Source organism: Agrobacterium sp. NPDC090273 (genome assembly GCF_044772305.1).
Taxonomy (GTDB): domain Bacteria; phylum Pseudomonadota; class Alphaproteobacteria; order Rhizobiales; family Rhizobiaceae; genus Agrobacterium.
Map to the genome: position 1 here is coordinate 133827 of NZ_JBIVYN010000006.1, position 16202 is coordinate 150028.

Below are 16202 nucleotides of genomic sequence, written 5' to 3' on the forward strand. Positions count from 1 at the left end.
CCCCATCCGGGGAGGGCGAATAAACCCAAGGAGGATCATTCGTGAGTACAGGTTTTTTCGGCGATATCAGCAAGATCAAATACGAGGGCCCGGACAGCACCAATCCGTTGGCTTTCCGTCACTACAATCCCGATGAGATTGTTGGTGGCAAGCGCATGGAGGACCATCTGCGCTTTGCCGTTGCCTATTGGCATTCGTTTGCCTGGGAGGGTAGCGATCCTTTCGGCGGACGTACCTTCGACCGGCCTTGGTTCGGGGACGATATGGCGAAGGCAAAGCTGAAAGCCGATGTGGCTTTCGAAATGTTCAGCCTGCTCGGCGCGCCCTATTATTGCTTCCACGACGCCGATGCGCGTCCGGAAGGAAAAAACTTTGCCGAGAGCACGAAGAACCTCAACGAAATCGTTGATTATCTTCAGAAAAAGCAGGAAGAAACCGGAGTTAAGCTCCTGTGGGGTACGGCAAACCTGTTTTCCAACCGGCGCTTTATGTCGGGTGCCTCGACAAACCCTGACCCGGATGTGTTTGCCTATTCGGCTGCGACCATCAAGACCTGCATGGATGCGACCATGAAGCTTGGTGGTGAAAACTACGTTCTCTGGGGCGGACGTGAAGGTTATGAGACGCTTCTCAATACCGACCTGAAACGTGAGTTCGACCAGATGGCGCGCATGCTGCACATGGTCGTCGAGTACAAATACAAGATTGGTTTCAAGGGTACGATCCTCGTGGAGCCGAAGCCACAGGAGCCGACCAAGCACCAGTACGATTACGACGTCGCCACCGTCTATGGCTTCCTGAAGAAGTATGGCCTTGAAAACGAGGTCAAGATGAACATCGAACAGGGCCATGCGATCCTTGCCGGGCACACATTCGAGCATGAGTTGGCATTGGCCTCGGCACTCGGCATCTTCGGTTCCATCGACATGAACCGTAACGACTACCAGTCCGGCTGGGACACCGACCAGTTCCCGAACAATGTGCCGGAAATGGCGCTTGCCTACTATCAGGTTCTGCAGGCAGGTGGCTTCACCACGGGTGGTACAAACTTCGATTCCAAGTTGCGCCGTCAATCTCTTGATCCAGCGGATCTGTTGATCGGCCACATCGGCGGCATGGATTGCTGCGCACGGGGCCTGAAGGCTGCGGCAAAGATGGTGGAAGATGGCGCCCTGTCGAAACCGCTTTCCGAGCGTTACGCCAAGTGGGATCAGCCTGAAGCACAAAAGATGCTGCGCGGCGAATACAAGCTTGAAGATATTGCTGCCAAGGTCGAGCGCGAAAACATCAATCCTGAACCGAAGTCCGGTCGTCAGGAGTATCTCGAAAACGTCGTCAATCGTTACGTTTGATCTGCTAGTCCTATCGAACGATTTGAGAGGCGGGAGAATTTCCCGCCTCTTTTTCGTTTCGCCATCACGAACCGCCGCCCCTGTTCGATGACACCTGCAAGCGCTTTGGATATTTGATGAGGCAAATTTCTGAAACGTTGCAGAATTGCGTTGCTGTTGGCTGTACCTGCTTCCCAACATCGTCTAAACCACCATCAACCTTCCTTTAGGCATGACAGAGAGGGCTTGTCCTATGACCGATCCCAAGGTGCTTGCAGAACGCTTCCCCGGTGACTTCCTGTTCGGTGTCGCGACCGCATCCTTCCAGATTGAAGGCGCCACGAAGGTCGATGGTCGAAAGCCGTCAATCTGGGATGCTTTCTGCAACATGCCGGGCCGCGTCTATAACTGCGATAACGGAGATGTTGCCTGCGACCACTACAACCGGCTTGACGATGACCTCGATCTAATCAAGGCGATGGGTGTTGAAGCCTACAGGTTTTCGATTGCGTGGCCACGGATCATTCCAGATGGCTTTGGCCCGATCAATGAAAAAGGCCTGGATTTTTACGACCGGTTGGTCGACGGCTGCAAGGCGCGCGGTATCAAGACCTACGCAACGCTCTACCACTGGGATTTGCCGTTGACGTTGATGGGTGACGGTGGCTGGACGGCGCGCTCAACGGCCCATGCGTTTCACCGTTATGCCAAAACAGTGATGGCTCGCTTGGGCGATCGTCTGGATGCGGTTGCCACCTTCAACGAACCCTGGTGCGCGGTATGGCTCAGTCACCTTTATGGCATTCACGCACCGGGCGAGCGCAACATGCAAGCAGCACTCGCCGCCATGCACCATATCAATCTGGCTCATGGTCTTGGTGTCGAGGCTTCACGCCATGTCGCGCCTAAGGTTCCTGTCGGTCTGGTGCTGAACGCCCATTCCGTTATTCCCGCGTCGGACAGTCAGGCCGACCACAACGCTGCCGAGCGTGCTTTCCAGTTCCATAATGGTGCATTCTTCGATCCTGTCTTCAAGGGCGAATACCCCAAGGAAATGATGGAGGCACTTGGAGATCGCATGCCGATCGTCGAGGCGGACGACCTCTCGATCATCTCGCAGAAACTGGACTGGTGGGGTCTCAATTATTATACCCCCATGCGAGTTGCGGACGATGCGTCTGGTGATGCCGAGTTTCCTGCAACCAAAGCAGCTCCCTTTATCAGCGATGTCAAAACGGACATTGGCTGGGAGGTCTATTCGCCAGCACTTGCCTCGCTGGTGGAAGAACTTTACGCGCGGTATGAATTGCCCGATTGCTACATCACCGAAAACGGCGCGTGTTACAATATGGGCGTTGAAGACGGGGAGGTGAATGACCAGCCACGTCTCGACTATTATGCAGATCATTTGTCTGTGGTGTCCGATCTTATCAAGGGCGGTTACCCCATGCGTGGCTATTTTGCCTGGAGTCTGATGGATAATTTCGAATGGGCCGAAGGATATCGAATGCGGTTCGGCCTTGTTCACGTCGATTACGATACGCAGGTCCGGACACTGAAGAAAAGCGGCAAATGGTACAGTGCTCTCGCGTCTGAATTTCCCAAAGGCAACCATCGGAAATTGTAAGCGGACAAAATTATCAGCTTTACTGACTTTTTTTGACGGTAACCTTGTGGTGCCTGCTTGTGCAGGCGCGTCTTTGTCCTATCTCAGTCCGGCCACGACCAAACGTGGCGCCTTCGTACCGCCGGGCGAGGGTTGATCCTCCCAAGGGAATATACGGACATGCTTATCGAAAAACTCAACTGGCGTTACGCCACCAAGAAGATGGACCCCTCCAAGGCCGTTTCGGAAGACAAGGTGGAGCGTATCATTGAGGCAGCACGCCTTGCGCCAACCTCAAGCGGCCTTCAGCCCTTCGAAGTCATCGTCGTCACGGACCCGGACGTGCGCGCAAAAATTCAGGCGATTGCCTGGAACCAGGCGCAGGTCACGGACGGATCGCATCTTCTCGTTTTCGCAGCCTGGGACAATTATACGACCGACCGTATCAACCATATGTTCGATCTGGTCAATGAAGAGCGCGGTTTCAGGAACGAGGGATGGGAAGCCTATCGCCAGAAACTGCTTGCTGCCTATCCGGAACGCGACGCGGAAGTGAATTTTGAACATGCCGCCCGCCAGGCTTACATTGCCTTCGGCATGGCCGTTGCTCAGGCGGCTTTCGAAGGGGTCGATTCAACCCCGATGGAAGGTTTTGATCCTGCCGAACTCGACAAGATTCTCGGCCTTCGCGAGAAGGGACTGCGTTCCGTGACGATTTTGCCGCTTGGTTATCGTCAGCCGGACGGAGACTGGCTCGTTGATCTCAAGAAGGTTCGTCGTCCGCTCGATCAATTCGTCAGCCGCGTGTAACCAAGGCAACGCTTCCAGAAAATACGGGCACTAAAGCTCCCTCGGAAACGTTGAAGGTGCCTCCAACTCTTCCAAGGACACCTCGTTCGCACGGCCTTGGAGCTTTGCGGTAGATTTTTTCGTCCATGTGGAATAAACGAAAAATCATCCCTGTAAAAAGATGACGCATGCGGGCAAACATGCGTCATCCAAGTGCCGCTCTGCGGTATCGACAAGTGAAAGCCTGACGCAATGACCCGGAAAATCCTCTGTAATCGAATGTGCGCCGAAGTCGCATGAAGAACGCGGTACCGTCCGCGACAGGATTTTTTGAGACCCGACCCGTCAAGAGTTTTCACACCGAGAGTTTTCAATGAGTTTTGCAGTTAACGCGGCCATTCCCGCGCCCCCGGAGCAGGCGGTGTCGGACCAGATGGTCGTTTTCGAAGGTGTAACAAAGACCTTTGGCGCCACTGGCGGAAAAACCGGATTTGCCGCGCTTGCGGGAATTGACTACGTCGTTCCGAAAGGCTCGATCACCGGCATTATCGGCCGTTCGGGTGCTGGCAAGTCCACGCTGATCCGCTTGGCCAATGGGCTCGAAAAGCCATCTACCGGACGTGTGGTTGTAGACGGTGTTGATGTATCCGCACTGGATGAAGCTGGCCTGCGCACGCTTCGCCGATCTGTAGGTATGATTTTTCAACACTTTAACCTGCTTTCTTCGCGCACCGCTTTCGACAATGTGGCGCTGCCATTGGAAATCGCCGGTGTTGGCAAAAAGGAAATTGAGGCCAAGGTTACGCCGCTGCTCGAACTCGTCGGTCTGTCCGATAAGGCAAAGCGCTACCCTGCGGAATTGTCCGGCGGTCAGAAGCAGCGTGTCGGTATCGCGCGTGCGCTTGCCACATCGCCGAAACTGTTGCTCTCCGACGAGGCTACCTCCGCTCTCGACCCGGAAACAACTCAATCCATCCTGGAGCTGCTGAAGCGCATCAATGCCGAACTTGGCCTGACTGTTCTTCTTATTACCCATGAGATGGAAGTGGTTAAGACCATTGCCTCTCAAGTCGCTGTTATCGACAAGGGTTTGATTGTCGAGCAGGGTCGCACTTTCGATATCTTCACCGCACCGAAGCACGAGACGACGCGTAGCCTGTTGTCGTCTTCGGTTGGCGTGAAACTGCCGCACTGGGTCACGTCAGGACTGAAGCCGCAACCGGCGGCTGGAGACCGGGTGCTGGTGCGTCTGGTGTTTTTTGGGGAAACGGCGTTTCAGCCGCTGACCGCCCGTCTCGTCAGCGAAATCGGCCCCGACGTCAATATTCTCGCTGGAACGATAGAGGAGATTTCCGGAGAACCCTTCGGGTCGCTCGTTGTGTCTTATCCAGCCTCACCTGAAGTGGCTGCACGCGCCAGCGCCTTTTATGCAGAAACCGGACTTCACACGGAGGTGCTCGGTTATGTCGCCTGAAATGCTTTTCAACCTTCTGTCCAAGGGGCTTCTGCAGACGCTGCACATGGTTGCCGTCGCAGGCATCGTCGGCTCCATCCTCGGTGTTCCGCTCGGTGTCTTCCTTGCCACCAGTGGCAAGGGCGAACTTTTTGCTGCGCCGATGTCAAACCGCATTCTCGGCCTGATCGTCAACGCGGCCCGTTCCACCCCCTTCATCATTCTCGTGGTTGCGATTATTCCATTCACCCGGCTCGTGGCCGGTACGTCCATCGGTACCAATGCGGCAATCGTGCCGTTGACGGTTGCAACCGTGCCATTCATCGCGCGTCTTGTCGAAGCGGCCATTCGCGAAGTTGACAAGGGGCTTATTGAAGCTGCCCGTGCCATGGGTGCGACCCCATTGCAGATTGTCACGAAGGTTTTGCTTGCCGAGGCAAAGCCCGGCATCACCTTGGCGCTGACCCTCACGCTGGTTAGCCTGATCGGTTATTCCGCCATGGTCGGTGCGGTCGGTGGCGGTGGGCTCGGCGACCTCGGCATTCGCTATGGCTATCAGCGTTTTATGCCGGACGTGATGCTGGTGGTTGTTCTGGTCCTGATCGTACTCGTGCAGCTTGTCCAGAGCGCCGGCGACGCACTTGCCCGCAGCTTCGATAAACGCAACCGGAAATCCTGATTTCATTCATTAACTTATAACGACAAAACCCAAGGAGACACCCAATGAAAAAACTCATTATCGCGGCTTCGCTCGCAGCCTTGTTTTCGGCGGGCTCCGCGCTTGCTGAAACCATCAAGATCGGTGTGACACCGGCTGAACACGCCCAGATCATGGAGCAGGTGAAGACGATCGCTGCAAAGAAGGGTCTGGATCTCGATATCATCGAGTTCTCCGACTACGTGGTTCCAAACCAGGCCTTGGCCGATGGAGAGCTTCAGGCGAACTCCTTCCAGCACCAACCTTACCTCGACAACCAGATCGCTGACCGCAAGTTCGATCTCATCAGCGTCGGTACCACGATCACCACACCAATGGGCGTGTATTCGAAGAAGGTGAAGAGCCTTGATGAACTCAAGGACGGCGCAACGATCGGTATTCCGAACGACCCAACCAATGGCGGTCGTGCACTTCTGGTTCTGGCCTCCAAGGGCGTGCTCAAGGTCAACCCAGACGTCGGTCTGAAGGTTACCCCTGCCGACATCACCGAAAACCCGAAGAACATCCAGATCATCGAACTGGACGCCGCGCAGCTTCCCCGTTCGCTGGATGATACGGATGCCTCGGTGATCAACACGAACTATGCCACGGCAGCAGGCCTCAACCCGAAGAAGGACTCTATCGCGATCGAGAGCGAAAAGTCGCCTTATGCGAACATCATCGCAATCAACGCCAAGGACAAGGATGCGCCATGGGTAAAGACCCTGGTTGAATCCTACCAGAGCCCGGAAGTGAAGGCTTTCATTCTTGAAAAGTACAACGGTACGGTCATTCCGTCCTGGTAATAAGTGATCCGGTATTCGCCGGAAGACAACTGCGACCAACGAAAACCTCCCTCGCGACGCGGGGGAGGTTTTTCTTTGCGCTGATCGGACCGGGTATGCACTGAGACTACCGTTTTGTACCTGTGTTTTTTTGGGTCGACGTCGTCGCGCGGTTTAACCGGTTTTGAATGTTTCCTTCGCAAGATGATGCTTTCGAAGGGGAAATTATGCGGATTGTACCGCGGGGGATAGTCAGACACTTGCGCATTGGCCGACGGGCAGCCGTTGGAGCCGTGTTGTTTGCGTTCGCCCTGGTTCTTTTCGTCGTAACCGCCCTTGTCTTGTCTGCTGTCGGCCAGATCAAGGATCAGGCGAATGCGCTGGACAATCTACGCCTGAAAGAGACGACATCAGGCGCTTTGATGACGCTTCGCAATCAACTTGATGCAACATTGACAGATTATGCCGTGCGCAATGACGCCGCCGAGTTTGTCTATGCCCCTGACAGGTTCGATTGGCTTGCAAGCAATTACGGCAAGGCAAGTGGGCCGGGGAAACTGTTCGATACGGCCATCGTGCTCGATCAGGACGGCCGTGTGCGTATGGCCTATCACGATGGCATGCCGATTTCCTGGCCGGAAGAAAGTTATCTGCCTGGAGGTTGGGGGAAGATGCTCGCCAAGGTGCAGGAAATGCGTCCCGGTCACTGGTCTCAGATGTCCGGGTTCGTCAAGACCGACCATGGCATCGCGGCTGCCGGCGTTGCGCTGATCCGGAACAAATCCGGTGAGTTGCCCTCAGCCGAAAATGAGCGACGATATCTTCTTCTTGCCCGCCATTTTACAAAGCCGCTGGTCGACAGGCTGGCTCGGACCTACGTCGTCGATGGCCTCGAACTTGAGCCCACCAATGTCGAAGGCGCCAACGCTGTCGATATCGTCAATCCGCTCGGCGAGGTCGTGGCCAAGATGGGTTGGCGTTCACGATTGCCGGGTGATGTCAGTTTCCACGGTGCGCGACCTATAATCTTCACCGCACTTGGCGTCGTAGGCACTTTTTTTATTGTTCTGCTCATCGTTGGTTCGGCGACACTTGACCGTCTGAAGGCCGATGAGGCGGCGGCACGCGATGAGGCACTCCGTGATCGACTGAGCGGGTTGACGAACCGAAACGGCCTGTTTCTCAAACTCGCCCGCATGGTCCGTTCTGCTCGTCATCACAGGACGGATGTGCTGCTTCTTTATCTCGATCTCGATGGCTTCAAGGAAATCAACGATTCCTATGGTCATGCTGCCGGTGATCGTCTTATCAAGGGCGTCGCAGCAGCCTTTGAGGTTCTCGTCCCGGAGCACGCCGTCCTGGCGCGATTGGGCGGGGACGAATTTGCCATCGCAATTCAGGGCGGCGACGTGCGCGAGGACGGGCGCAAGCTCTGCCGTTCCATACTCGAGCTTTTTACCGAGCCGTTCAGCATCGGCGAGCGAGTAGCGAGCATCGGCTGCAGCATTGGCATTTCAATTTCGACCGCCGGTGAGATCGACGGCGAGGAACTTGTGCGTCGCGCCGATATGGCCATGTATCAGGCAAAAGAGGGCGGACGCGGGCGCTATGTTGCCTATGACGAGAAAATGGACGCGCTGCGGGAAGAAAAGCTGCAGCTCGAAGCAGATCTCAGACGAGCGATTGGTAACGAGGAAATTTCTCTGGTCTACCAACCTGTCGTCAACGCCGCGACCCGGACGATCACGAGTGTCGAGGCGTTGGCACGTTGGAACCGTCCAGGCGTCGGGCCTGTCGCACCCGATATCTTCATCGCAGCCGCCGAGACAAGTGGTCTGATCGACAGGCTTGGTCTTTTTGTTTTGCAACGTGCCTGCGAGGCTGCGCAGCAGTGGCCATCGATAAGGCTGTCGGTCAATATATCACCTGTGCAGTTCCGCAATCCGACCTTCGCAGGGTATGTCGCTGACATATTGAAGCACACCGGCACGACGCCCGATCGGTTGCGGCTGGAATTGACGGAAGGCTATTTCATCCAGCATCCAGAACGGGCGAACGTGGCGATCGACAAGCTGAAACAGCTTGGTATCAGTATCGCACTCGACGATTTCGGAGCTGGATTTGCCAGCGTCGGCTATCTTCGCCGTTTCGGCTTCAATCGTATGAAGATAGATCGTTCGCTTGTCATGGCGTTGGAGCAGGGTGGCCGGTCACTCGACATGTTGCAGGCAACCGTTGCATTGGCACGCTCCCTCGACATTCCCGTTACGGCTGAAGGCGTTGAAACAGAAGAACAGGCCGCGATCCTGCATCTGTGCGGTTGTGACGAACTGCAAGGCTACCTGTTTTCGCGGCCCGTTAGCGGTGAAAGAATCTGCGAACTGCTCGATGCACAGGATGCACCGGTGGCCGACATACGCCTGAAGGCCTAATTGCTTACAACGCGCATCATCGGGCTTCTGGACACGATTTGTCTCGTCCGCGACGAAGGCCTGCCTTACATGAGGCCGAAACGATGCTGACGTTTCAGTCTGTCTCAGCGGCCCAGGTGCTTTTCGCCACGCTTCTTTGCGAGATCAATCTGTTGCTGGCGGTCACGGAACCGCTGACGGTCATCGTCCGTCCTGTCATCATAACAGCTCGGGCAGGATACACCTTCCTCGAACAGTGGTGACTGGCGCACTTCAGGGGTGATCGGATTACGGCACGCATGGCAGAGCTTGTGATCGCCTTCTGCAAGGCCGTGGACGACCGAGACGCGCTCGTCGAAGACGAAGCACGCGCCTTCCCACAAGCTTTCCTCCTCGGGCACTTCTTCCAGGTACTTAAGAATGCCGCCCTTTAGGTGGTACACCTCTTCGAAGCCTTGCTCTTTCATGAAGGCGGTTGCCTTCTCGCAACGAATGCCGCCTGTACAGTACATGGCGATCTTTGGCTTGTTGTGCAGGCCGGGGTTGTTCTTTACCCAGTCTGGAAACTCACGAAACGTTTTTGTCTGTGGGTCGACAGCGCCTTTGAAAACGCCGATGGCTGTTTCATAGTCGTTGCGCGTGTCGATCAAGATTGTATCTGGGTCGGAGATAAGGGCGTTCCAGTCCTGCGGAGCGACATACGTGCCAACAATTTGGTTGGGATCGATGTCCGGCACGCCCATCGTGACGATCTCTTTTTTGAGCTTCACCTTCATGCGCACGAAGGGCATCTTGGATGCACGGCTTTCCTTGTGTTCAAGCGCGCTAAACTCCGGCTGGGCGCGCAGGAACGACAAGATGGCATGGATGCCTGCATCAGGCCCGGCGATCGTGCCGTTGATACCTTCCGCAGCCAGAAGCAACGTTCCTTTCACGCCGTTTTCCTGGCAAAGCCGGAAAAGCGGATCGCGCACGCTTTCGAACCGCGGGAAGCGGGCAAAATGATAAAGCGCAGCCACGAGAAAATCGCCAATGGCTCCCGGTGCGGCTTCCGGGCGAGAAGGAACAATGGTGTCGGTCATGGGCGCTGAAATACAGCGATGACGTCCGCAAAGCAATCCAAATCCACCTTTTAGACGGCATTTGGCGGATTTTGAAATTCGTCAAGTTTCCTGGACTGCAGGCGTTTCCCACCTACTTTCCCGCACGACGCCACAACACCGCGGCAATGCTGCTTTCTGTACGCGCGGATTCCGAAAAGACCTCGCCCGCAAGCACAAGGCTGTCTTTGCGCAACACCTGTTGCTGGCGAATGATCGCCTCAAGGAGAAAAGCCTGCCGGTCGCCGTTACCAAAAAGCTCACCTTCGCGGTCGGCAAGCGCTGCCAGCACGGAAAGATCGTGCTCGCGCCCCAGCAAATCCACCAGACGCTTGGCATCCGCACGTTTGCTGCGCATCGCCGACGGCCAGAGGCGACGCAGAAGGCCCAGATGCATCCAGTAGATTTGGCCCGCCTTACGCAGATCGTGAAAATGCTCGACGTCGGCGTGCGCGTGGCAATCGCTCAGTGCCTCTAGCGCTTTTCTGCGTTGTTTTGCCCAGCTTTTGCGGATCAGTCTGGCCGCATCTTTCGCATCATCCGGCAAGCTGAGCGCATCCAGTTGCGCGCGGCCCTTTCGGCATTGCGCAATGGCGGTCTTGATCGTGCTGTCGAGATCGACTTCATGCTCGATTGCATGGTCGCGTCGCTCCTCAAGCGTGACTGTTACCGATTGTAAAGCGACGCTTTGCGCCTCGGAACGCGCAAATTCTTCAAGGTAACCGGCGGTCTCGACCAGAGCGGTGGCATCGCGCGCAAAGGCGAGTGATTGGGCGATTTGCCGAAACCTGGCGTTTTCCTCACGTCGAAAGCCGGCGTTGGCGGGCTGAATGAGTCGATAGAGCGCGCGGATGCGTTTGAACCGTTTGCGTGCGTCATGGACCGCCTCATGTGAACCGTCCGGCTGGTTTTCCAGGATCTCAATTGCCTCGTCGATCAGCTCCAGCCCGGCGCGGCGTATTTCATCGTCGAAGGGCTTTCTTGGATCAATCCTGAAGGGCATTCAGCAACTCTTTTCGCAGGTTCTGGGTTGCGAGTGACTGGTTCGAAAAACGGTGATCGCCCGTTACTTCCTGACCAAGCCATTCTGGCAGCGCAGGTTGAGCATTCTCATCATCCATTTCCACCTCGGCCACGACAAGGCCAGCATAGTGCCCCCGGAAGACATCGACTTCCCAGGTGAAGCCCGCATGTTCAACCGTGTGACGGGTCTTCTCTATGACGATCCCCAACGCACTTGCCATCAACTCATCTGCGTCCGTCAGCGGGATGGCATATTCGTATTCGTCACGCACCAATGCGCTGGCGCCGATCTTGATTGTCAAAGTGGCTTTTCGATCATCCACGATTCTGACGCGGACAGAGCGATCGTCCATGGATGCAACATAGGCCTGTCTAAACGACTTGCTTGACGTGACTTTATCGCGCCACTCTTCATGTGCGACAAGAAACTTGCGTTCTATCTCTTTTGCCATCTACTTCTTTTGCCAAGCAATTTCTGAAAAACCGACAACTGAGCTTATTACAAGCATATGTCATGAAAAAGCGAATTGTTTGAAGTATCTAGGGCTTGACGGTAACCTCAATAAGATTGGCTGATCACTTAACCCCTCAGGCTGGAGAGAACTGAATTACACATCTTGCGCCTCGACATGGTCGCGAAGGCAGGCTAATTCGAACGTCGGTATTTCAATCGTTTCAAACGTGCAAGGGAGGCTCAAACTTGGCCCAGGACTCCGAAAAACTGCTCTCCATTCTCAAGCTGCAGCCGGTCGTGCCGGTGTTGATCGTGGATGATGCGGCATCTGCCGTGCCCTTGGCGCGGGCTCTGGTCGCAGGTGGGCTCAAGGCAATCGAGATTACGCTTCGCACACCTGCCGCTCTCGACGCCATTCGTGCGGTCGCAGCGGAAGTCGAGGGAGCGAATGTCGGTGCAGGCACGATCCTCAACGCCAAGGACTATGAAGCCGCTGCAGAAGCTGGTTCGACCTTCATCGTCAGCCCAGGCCTGAACAAGAGCGTTCTAGAAGCGGCTCGCGCTTCCAAGGTACCTTTGCTTCCCGGTGCCGCTACGGCAAGCGAAGTCATGGCGTTGCGCGATGAAGGATACAAGGTTCTGAAGTTTTTCCCGGCCGAACAGGCTGGTGGTGCTCCGTACCTCAAGGCTCTGGCATCGCCGCTTGCCGGGACAGTCTTTTGCCCGACAGGCAGTGTTTCTCTCAAGAATGCCAACGATTATCTGTCGTTGCCGAATGTCGTCTGCGTCGGCGGCTCATGGGTTGCCCCCCGCGAACTGGTCGCAACAGGCGACTGGGCAGGGATTACCAAGCTCGCGGCCGAAGCTGCAGCATTGCGCGGTTGATACCGTCCCAGCTGCGTCATCGGACACGCCTGTTCACGAAGGCGTGAGCGGTTCAGGTTTGTATTCGTAGCATAGTTTCCTATCTCCTGTGGGATTGAACCCTCACAGGAGATTTTGATGTTCGACGCCAAGAAACTTCTTGAACAATTCCTCGGCTCGCAAGTGCCGGGCCTTTCTGGAAGTGTCCGCGACAGGGCTGGACAGGCCGCCGAAATCGCAAAAAACAACCCTATGAAGGCCGGCGCACTTGCTGCGGCAATTCTCGGGACGAAAACGGGCCGCAAGCTCGCTGGCAATGCCGCGACTGTTGGCGGTATCGCTGCCATCGCCGGGCTTGGTTATCTTGCATACAAGAACTACAAGTCAGGCCAGGCGCCGGAGGCGGCACCAAAGCCGCAACCCGAACTCATTGCTCCACCGGCTGATTCAGCCTTTCATCCGCAGTCACCCGCACTCTCAAATGATTTCGCCCTGAAGCTTATCCAGGCCATGATTGCGGCAGCGAAGGCGGATGGCCATATCGACGCGGAAGAGCGAGCCCGTATCATGGAGCGCGTTCAGGTGTCGGGACTGGATACGGAAGCGGAGCAATTCATCGAAAAAGAACTGGCCGATCCGCTTGACGTCGACGCTCTGGTGGCGTCTGCCCGCACGGAAGAGCAGAAGGTGGAGCTTTACACCGCCTCGCGCCTTGCGATTGAGGCGGACACGCGCGCGGAGCGCGGCTATCTCGATCTTCTCGCCGGGCGCCTTGGGCTCCCTGACGCGCTGGTCGATCATATTGAGGCAACGGTTACTGCTGCCAAGGTGTGACATTCCCTCAGACGTCGTTGGAAAGCCGGCTACGTCACATCGGACAAGATCGATCACGGCGCGCTCGCGCCGTGTATTCATCCTTTTGACATCCATCGACGGCTCGCCTAATTCTTTTCCATCGAGTATGGGGAAGAGAATGCGCGATCTTACGGAATTCAAGGGATGCCCAGCACCTGTAGCGGTGACGCTCAAGGGGCGATACGTGACAGCGGAGCCGTTTGATCGCGACAGGCATTTAACCAAGCTCTGGGATGCGCTTGGCGGTGAGGGGACCAATGATCTCCTGAAATATTTCCCCCAGGACCGCTTCTCCGGCGCCGATGCTTTTGGCGACTGGCTCATCGGAGCAGGCTCGAAGTTTAACTGGGTGACGCTTGTTTTCGTTGAAAACACGACGGGGGATGTCGTCGGCATGGCAAGCTACATGCGACCCGACCCTGCCAACGGCGTTGTTGAGGTTGGGTCGGTGGCCCATGGCGCCAAGATGAAACGTTCGCCACTTTCGACAGAAGCTCATTATCTGATGGCAAAGCATGTATTCGACGATCTTGGTTATCGCCGCTACGAGTGGAAATGCCATAATGACAACGAACCTTCGAAAATTACGGCGAAGCGTTACGGCTTCACATTTGAGGGTGTGTTTCGCCAGCACATGATTTCAAAGGGACAAAACCGCGATACCGCTTGGTTTTCCATGATCGACAGTGAATGGCCACGGATCGGCAGGGCCTTCGAAACCTGGCTTGCGCCGGACAATTTTGATGCGGGTGGTGCCCAGCACCGAAAGCTGGAAGACATCCGCGCGGAGCTCTCCAATGTCTGAGCAGCGCGGACTTAAGGACAAGGGACGTTCGCCAGCCATTGCCGCCGCGTTAATTATGCTGGGGTTCGGCCTGATTTTTTTCGTCATGCCAAAGATCATGCTGTGGCTTGGGGACTATTCACCGTGGCTTGCGGCTGCCTTCGGTACCGTGGCAGTGCTGTGCTTTTTCCTGCTTTTTTGGCTACGAGCACGATACCAGCGCAGACGTGATGGCCTCTGAGCGTCACGGTGACGCCCGGTCCTTATCGAGTCCCTGTATAGATCAGGCCTGAAGCGAGGCTCCGAGCAGGGCAAGCCCCATCAGCAGAACGAATAGCGCCCCGGCAATCTCAATGGCATGGCCAATCCCCGCAGCCTTGCGGCTGCCTGGGCCTGCGAAGCGAATTGCGAGCCCCTTGGCTGAAACCGCCAAGGCCGCAAGCACCGAGACCGTGATGGCTGTGCCAAGCGACATTGCCAGTACGGAGAGCGTGCCACCAAGCAGCAGTCCGTTCAAAACCGCAAAACTCATGACAATGATTGCGCCGGAGCAGGGGCGAAGGCCGACCGCGATGATCGCAGACCATGCTTCGTGCAGACTGAATTTTTTCGCTCCTAGCAGGGATGGATCAGGTGCATGCGATTGACCGCAGGAAACGCAGAGATCGCCATTGCCGCTATGCTCGTGGTCGGCAAAAACAGGTTTACCCTGAAAGCGCAAACCCGTGCCCATTCCCGTCCTGAGTGCTGTCACGGTGCTGTTGGAGATGGGGATATCTTGAGCTGTGGCGAGAACTTGAACGCTTTGAGAACGTGGCCGGAATGACCAGAGCTTACGGGTCAGAAGCCAGCCGCCAAACAAGGCCACCATCGCGAAACTTGCGACTTCCATTGTCTGGGTAGCCTTGGTCATGGTGATGGAGGTGCCGCGCAGCAGTTGCCATGCCGCTCCGACCAATCCAATGGCAACCGCGCCCTGAAGAAACGATGAGAGGAAGGAGATGATGATGCCACGCTTGAGCTGCGTTTCGTTGGCGATCATGTAGGAAGAGATCACCGCCTTGCCGTGGCCGGGTCCGGCTGCATGGAAAATGCCGTAAGCAAAGGAAAGGCCGATCAGCGAGGCCAAAGCCCAGTTGTCCTCACGCATTGCCTTAAGTGCACCTGTCAGGGAGCGATAAAACATCTGCTGATGGACGTTGATCCATTGCAACAGTGGACCAAAGGGACCACCAATCGAAAAAGACGGTTCCGCTGAGCCGATCCCGAGTGGGGATTGGGCATGGGCGGCAACAACAAGAAGCGGCAACGTGACAGCAGCAAAAAAGCAGGTCTTTCTGCTCAGCATGACAGCTCCAGCCGCGTAGCGAAAAGCTTTGTCATGTCCGTACCTGTCGGATCGTTGAAGAAGGCATCTGTCAGCGTGTTCTGGTTCTGGGAAATGACCTCGTCGGGATCTGGGCGCACGACTGAGTGCTTGCATGCCGCAAGATCCTTGCCCTCCGTAGCCAGGTCATCGTCCTTGGCAAAGTCAATTGCCGTATACATGGTTGGGTCCCAAGCCCCAAAGCTAAGTTTGCCCTTGGCATGCAGTGGCGTCTTTGGCTTGACCGAGAAGAACATCAGGATTTGCTGATCCTGGTAATCGACGTGGATTGCGTCCGGCTTCTGGAAGTCGACGGGTTTCCCGTTGGCGGTGATGTAGGTGTAATAAGAATACTCCGAGAGCGATTCCAGGACCGTACTACCGATCTCAGCCAATTCATCCTTGTCGAGTTTGAGATCGCTGTTCTTGTCGTAATCCATGACGACGCTTGCTGAGAACATCTCGTCGAAGCGCCAGATGTTGCGCACCTCCTGAATGGTACCATCCTTGCCTTCGACGATTTCCATACGTGCATCGGCAAAGATGTGTGGATGTGCATTTGCAACTAAGGGGATACAGGCCAGGCAGGCCGCGAGCGACAAAAATTTTCTGTTCATTCTTCCCTCAGTCCCGCCTTCGAATCTCGATCCGGACTTTAGCAAAAAATGGGACCGAATTTCGACC

Annotated in this window: 16 protein-coding genes; 11 read left to right on the forward strand and 5 right to left on the reverse strand. The window is 55.9% G+C overall.

The window, feature by feature from the left end; genetic code table 11:
- The first annotated feature begins 41 nt into the window (after window positions 1-41).
- From xylA to ACIQT8_RS17145, 7 genes are all read left to right on the forward strand, one after another.
- Window positions 42-1352 (forward strand): xylose isomerase, encoded by a 1311-nt coding sequence (gene xylA, locus ACIQT8_RS17115; RefSeq protein ID WP_138793406.1) that lies wholly within the window; start codon window positions 42-44, stop codon window positions 1350-1352.
- A 232-nt stretch (window positions 1353-1584) separates the two neighbouring features.
- Window positions 1585-2958 carry a GH1 family beta-glucosidase gene (locus tag ACIQT8_RS17120; protein WP_400967493.1) on the forward strand — a complete coding sequence of 458 codons (1374 nt, stop codon included), beginning with the start codon at window positions 1585-1587 and terminating at the stop codon, window positions 2956-2958.
- Between the two features lie 159 nt (window positions 2959-3117).
- Complete coding sequence (locus tag ACIQT8_RS17125) at window positions 3118-3747, forward strand: NAD(P)H-dependent oxidoreductase (RefSeq protein ID WP_138793404.1); 630 nt, start codon at window positions 3118-3120, stop codon at window positions 3745-3747.
- Between the two features lie 376 nt (window positions 3748-4123).
- Window positions 4124-5200 (forward strand): methionine ABC transporter ATP-binding protein, encoded by a 1077-nt coding sequence (locus ACIQT8_RS17130; RefSeq protein ID WP_400968047.1) that lies wholly within the window; start codon window positions 4124-4126, stop codon window positions 5198-5200.
- On the forward strand, window positions 5190-5858 hold the full coding sequence (locus tag ACIQT8_RS17135) for a methionine ABC transporter permease (RefSeq protein ID WP_138793403.1): 669 nt from the start codon (window positions 5190-5192) through the stop codon (window positions 5856-5858). The genes ACIQT8_RS17130 and ACIQT8_RS17135 overlap by 11 nt, the downstream gene beginning before the upstream one ends.
- A 44-nt stretch (window positions 5859-5902) precedes the next feature.
- Window positions 5903-6682 carry a MetQ/NlpA family ABC transporter substrate-binding protein gene (locus ACIQT8_RS17140; RefSeq protein WP_138793402.1) on the forward strand — a complete coding sequence of 260 codons (780 nt, stop codon included), beginning with the start codon at window positions 5903-5905 and terminating at the stop codon, window positions 6680-6682.
- Window positions 6683-6849: 167 nt separating this feature from the next.
- Window positions 6850-9093: an EAL domain-containing protein gene (locus ACIQT8_RS17145; protein WP_400967499.1), complete on the forward strand. Its 2244-nt coding sequence runs from the start codon at window positions 6850-6852 to the stop codon at window positions 9091-9093.
- A 104-nt stretch (window positions 9094-9197) separates the two neighbouring features.
- Here ACIQT8_RS17145 and ACIQT8_RS17150 read toward each other — a convergent pair whose 3' ends face one another.
- The 3 genes from ACIQT8_RS17150 to ACIQT8_RS17160 form a co-directional block, all read right to left on the reverse strand.
- Window positions 9198-10154 (reverse strand): rhodanese-related sulfurtransferase, encoded by a 957-nt coding sequence (locus ACIQT8_RS17150; RefSeq protein ID WP_400967502.1) that lies wholly within the window; start codon window positions 10152-10154, stop codon window positions 9198-9200.
- A gap of 112 nt (window positions 10155-10266) precedes the next feature.
- On the reverse strand, window positions 10267-11175 hold the full coding sequence (locus tag ACIQT8_RS17155; RefSeq protein ID WP_400967505.1) for a CHAD domain-containing protein: 909 nt from the start codon (window positions 11173-11175) through the stop codon (window positions 10267-10269).
- Complete coding sequence (locus ACIQT8_RS17160; protein WP_400967508.1) at window positions 11159-11647, reverse strand: CYTH domain-containing protein; 489 nt, start codon at window positions 11645-11647, stop codon at window positions 11159-11161. The genes ACIQT8_RS17155 and ACIQT8_RS17160 overlap by 17 nt, the downstream gene beginning before the upstream one ends.
- 248 nt (window positions 11648-11895) lie before the next feature.
- On the opposite strand from ACIQT8_RS17160, the gene ACIQT8_RS17165 reads away from it, so the two are divergent.
- From ACIQT8_RS17165 to ACIQT8_RS17180, 4 genes are all read left to right on the forward strand, one after another.
- Window positions 11896-12534 (forward strand): 2-dehydro-3-deoxy-phosphogluconate aldolase, encoded by a 639-nt coding sequence (locus tag ACIQT8_RS17165; RefSeq protein WP_138793397.1) that lies wholly within the window; start codon window positions 11896-11898, stop codon window positions 12532-12534.
- Between the two features lie 117 nt (window positions 12535-12651).
- Window positions 12652-13347: a tellurite resistance TerB family protein gene (locus tag ACIQT8_RS17170; RefSeq protein ID WP_138793396.1), complete on the forward strand. Its 696-nt coding sequence runs from the start codon at window positions 12652-12654 to the stop codon at window positions 13345-13347.
- Window positions 13348-13486: 139 nt separating this feature from the next.
- The gene (locus ACIQT8_RS17175) at window positions 13487-14173 is read left to right on the forward strand and encodes a GNAT family N-acetyltransferase (protein ID WP_400968049.1); all 687 of its coding nucleotides are present in this window, start codon (window positions 13487-13489) and stop codon (window positions 14171-14173) included.
- Window positions 14166-14393, forward strand: a complete 228-nt coding sequence (locus ACIQT8_RS17180; RefSeq protein WP_138793395.1) for an intracellular growth attenuator family protein — start codon at window positions 14166-14168, stop codon at window positions 14391-14393. Before ACIQT8_RS17175 ends, ACIQT8_RS17180 begins: the two co-directional genes overlap by 8 nt.
- Before the next feature lie 42 nt (window positions 14394-14435).
- Here ACIQT8_RS17180 and ACIQT8_RS17185 read toward each other — a convergent pair whose 3' ends face one another.
- Entirely contained in the window at window positions 14436-15500 is a 1065-nt protein-coding gene (locus ACIQT8_RS17185) for a nickel/cobalt transporter (protein WP_400967511.1), read from the reverse strand.
- Entirely contained in the window at window positions 15494-16135 is a 642-nt protein-coding gene (locus tag ACIQT8_RS17190) for a DUF1007 family protein (protein WP_400967514.1), read from the reverse strand. Before ACIQT8_RS17190 ends, ACIQT8_RS17185 begins: the two co-directional genes overlap by 7 nt.
- Between the last annotated feature and the right edge of the window lie 67 nt (window positions 16136-16202).